Origin of the sequence: Stenotrophomonas sp. PS02298 (assembly GCF_029959445.1) — a bacterium.
In the GTDB taxonomy this organism is placed as follows: domain Bacteria; phylum Pseudomonadota; class Gammaproteobacteria; order Xanthomonadales; family Xanthomonadaceae; genus Stenotrophomonas.
This window is the reverse complement of record NZ_JASCOR010000271.1, coordinates 1-3,184: the sequence shown is the minus strand read 5'-3', so window position 1 is coordinate 3,184 and position 3,184 is coordinate 1. Positions and strand designations below refer to the sequence as shown.

At 56.2% G+C, this 3,184-nt stretch carries 4 protein-coding genes and 1 pseudogene; 3 read left to right on the top strand and 2 right to left on the bottom strand.

Translation table 11 applies throughout. From position 1 onward, the window contains the following. Window positions 1-130: 130 nt before the first annotated feature. Window positions 131-268 (bottom strand): annotated as a pseudogene (locus QMX78_RS20870) (zf-TFIIB domain-containing protein); the annotation flags it as partial. Here QMX78_RS20870 and QMX78_RS20865 point away from each other — a divergent pair. After that, complete coding sequence (locus tag QMX78_RS20865) at window positions 231-491, top strand: hypothetical protein (RefSeq protein WP_282273259.1); 261 nt, start codon at window positions 231-233, stop codon at window positions 489-491. The pseudogene QMX78_RS20870 and the gene QMX78_RS20865 overlap by 38 nt on opposite strands. 765 nt (window positions 492-1,256) lie before the next feature. Continuing rightward, window positions 1,257-1,997, top strand: coding sequence for a hypothetical protein (locus QMX78_RS20860; RefSeq protein WP_282273256.1), 741 nt, complete (start codon window positions 1,257-1,259; stop codon window positions 1,995-1,997). A 168-nt stretch (window positions 1,998-2,165) separates the two neighbouring features. Here the strand turns inward: QMX78_RS20860 and QMX78_RS20855 are convergent, their stop codons facing one another. Beyond that, window positions 2,166-2,711, bottom strand: a complete 546-nt coding sequence (locus QMX78_RS20855) for a hypothetical protein (protein WP_282273254.1) — start codon at window positions 2,709-2,711, stop codon at window positions 2,166-2,168. A 134-nt stretch (window positions 2,712-2,845) separates the two neighbouring features. On the opposite strand from QMX78_RS20855, the gene QMX78_RS20850 reads away from it, so the two are divergent. Further along, window positions 2,846-3,184, top strand: a 339-nt coding sequence (locus QMX78_RS20850) for a hypothetical protein (RefSeq protein WP_282273252.1), incomplete at its 3' end; no start/stop codon positions are given.

The following is a 3,184-nucleotide window of genomic DNA, read 5'->3' as shown; positions in this document are numbered from 1 at the left end:
TGTAGTTAGCCAACAAGCTGCTCAGCAACTCGTTGGGTACTTCATGTTTGCGTGAACTCATGGTGTCTCCAGGTCAGATGGCAGTTTCCTGCCGGTGACCCGTTTACACAAAATCTAGGACAGGCCCATCGGCAACGGATCGCTCGATCAATTTGTCCAGCTCGCCCCGGTCCAGCCAGACTCCGCGGCACTGTGGGCAATAGTCGATTTCAATTCCTTGCCGGTCGGACATGGTCAAATTCACGTCCGTGCAGATGGGGCACTTCATCATTTCTTCCTTTCGCGGCACAAGTGAAAACAGTGGAACGGCGCAGCTGCGGATCAAGGACAGCCACGATTGGCAACCGCATCACGGACATCTCAGGGACATCCTGCAGTCCTTCAACGCTTGGGCTACACCGCGCCATAAAACAGCTTTGCCGAGCGACAGAGAACCGCAAAATCCTGATCGTTCCTGCGACTACACAATGATCAGATTGCTGCTCATCTGAGCAGAAGGCAGGGTGCACCAGCACCACTGAAGAACCACCTTCTCGTCAGATCAAAGCAGCGGATTGCGTTATCCGAGAATAGTGCCACGGTGATGTTTCAACGGCGTGATTTCGAAAGCGAAGCGTTCATGTTACGAGCGCAAAAGCGCCTGCCTGCGTGCTTGCACCTTGTAGAACAGCACCAATCAGCTCGCAGAGTCAGGGCCGCTCTACTGAACAGAGCGCATGTTCGGGAAACTCGACTCTGACCACTGTTTTTTTCAGCCCGACACGCGGACTACGTCACTGGCAGCAATTCAAAAGGCCAGAGCGGAAACCCGACTCTGACCCCGGTTTTCATCGTCATTGCGACTACTCCCTACGGCTTGGCCGCATCGCCTCAAAGGGCAGATACACAGTTCAAATTACCGGCTCGGAAGTGAACCTGACCCCGTTCGCCTCACCTTTCAACTCACTGGAACAGTGAGCGAAGATGCGAGTCGCAAAACCCGACCTTGACTCCGGTTTTTGCTGGCTTTCAGGTTTTCACTACACAGAAATGAAGCGGAATCAGAGCGAGAATCCGACTGTACCGCCTGTTCTCGCCCCCTGTCCTCGATCACAGTAGGAAGCCGGCTGTGTCTCATTGCGTGACGACGGCGCGCATCAACTTGCCGTTGGCGTTCTTGCATCCATCCGGACTCCGGATGCTTGCTCAATACACCTACAAGGGCGCACCAGCACACCTTCATAAGATTCGAATCAGCAGCTCAAGGAGAGAGTAGGTTGAATTTCAAGATCGGAATTTCATTAGCCCTCGCGTTCTCCATTGCCCAAGCATCCGCAGCGCAACATGGGCAGCGACACATCGCGGATTCTTTCACCCTGGTGTCGGAGTCGACTTCACGCGATGTCTCATTGACAAGGACATCGGCAGTTCTATTGCGAACATATCGCCTGCATACGGGTGATTACGTGGCGCTCATACATACCGTGGAGGCCGACGGAAAACTGGAGCTGGACGCATCCCGCCAATCCGAGGATGCGCTCTCCAAACTCGACAAGTACTGCGCCAGATATGGAGGACAAGTAGCCCGCACCGGGGTATCAATTCTTACCAAGGAGACACAAACGCTGCTTTCCTGCGGTGGAAGTGGCCCGCGCCCAAATACAACGGGATCCAGCAGCAAATCCTCCGCCAGCGCCTCACGCGCCTTCTGCGATGCAACCATGAGCATCGTCATGGATGGCCCTGGCTCCGTCTATCGTGGAGATCCGGGTGGATTCGCCGTACATGCGGACGCGGAGTGGGAAGGGGTCAGTGGTTCCATTGTCACTTGGAACGCCAACTTTCTTCCTGGCTGCAGCTTGGGCGAATCTGCTCACCACCAAAGATGGCTTTGGGCATCTCGTGCTGTCACCTGCGGCACGAGATCGCTGTCGCTCGGCATGCACGACGGGACTGCAACCATAGAGGCCTGCAACAACAGAGACTACAGCTACATCACAACCGAGATCTGGAGATAGTCCTGTACTGCTGATCATTCTTGCGGATGATCCAAAGGGCCTTGGCCAACACGCGTCTGTCGGCTCCATTAAAAGCAGAAAGGGGGCAGAGTGTAAATCCGACTCTGACCCCTGTTTTCTCCCCTGTTTTCTCCCTGGCATCAGATTGCCGCGGCCGATCAATCTTGATCAGGTCAAGCCAAGAGTTTGCGACTTCAGCTCTTCCTGACACTGCTCACCCGAACGCTTCAAGCGCGCCTTGAGCTCGGCGGCACTGTTTCCAAGCAACTGCTCGTGGCTGGGTGCATCATCGCTGTACTCTGGGACCCGCGCGCAGAAGCCCTCAGCCACAAGCTTGCCCGTGCGCGTATCGATCAAGCGCAGTTTCACGCTGTAGATGACCCGGTAGTTGTTCCAGTCGGCCGGGAAGTACGCGAAGCTCCAGTTGACGGTCTGGACGTCCAGCAGCAAACCCGCGCCGGGGTATTGCTTGGCCATCGCAGCAGGATTGGTCGAGTCCAGCAGGCCATCCGCCAAACGCACTGGCACGGACAATTTCTCCGCCAACGCCCGACTAAGCCCGTCGGCGATCGCCACGGCCGGGTCTTCGATCTGGTTCTCTCTGACAATCGTATTTCCGGCGGAAATAATCGCGGCAGCACCAATCAAGCCAAACCCCGCCTTGCCAGCAGTCACTGCGCCAAACGATGGCAACTCCCGCTTGCTGACGATCACCGTCTGGTGACCAGCCTGCTGCAGTGCTGGCACATCTGCCTTTACGGTTTTAGTGCTGACACAGGCGGGCAACATACAAACTACGAACAGCGCGATAAGAACATGCCGCATACATCCCCCTTGGTTGAAATGGAATGCCGACGCTGCATCACCCCTTCCCCAAGGACCTGGAGATGTGTCCGGCGCTGGATCATATCCAATTTTGCCCTGGAGAAATGCACCTTTATAAGCAGGGCAAACTCGGCGTATCCGGGACCGTAAGAGTCGATGGATCGAGCTTACGGGGGAGTCGATACTCGGACTACAGCGCCGCCAACAACACAAAGGGCCAGAGCGGAAAACCCACTTCGCCGCCCACGTTATTCCCGCGCGGGCTGACTGCTCGTGGGAGCGGCGTGAGCCGCGAAGCAGGTACATCATCTGATCACACAGGTGCCAAAGACTTCAGCAACGCCAGCTTCGCGGCTCACGCC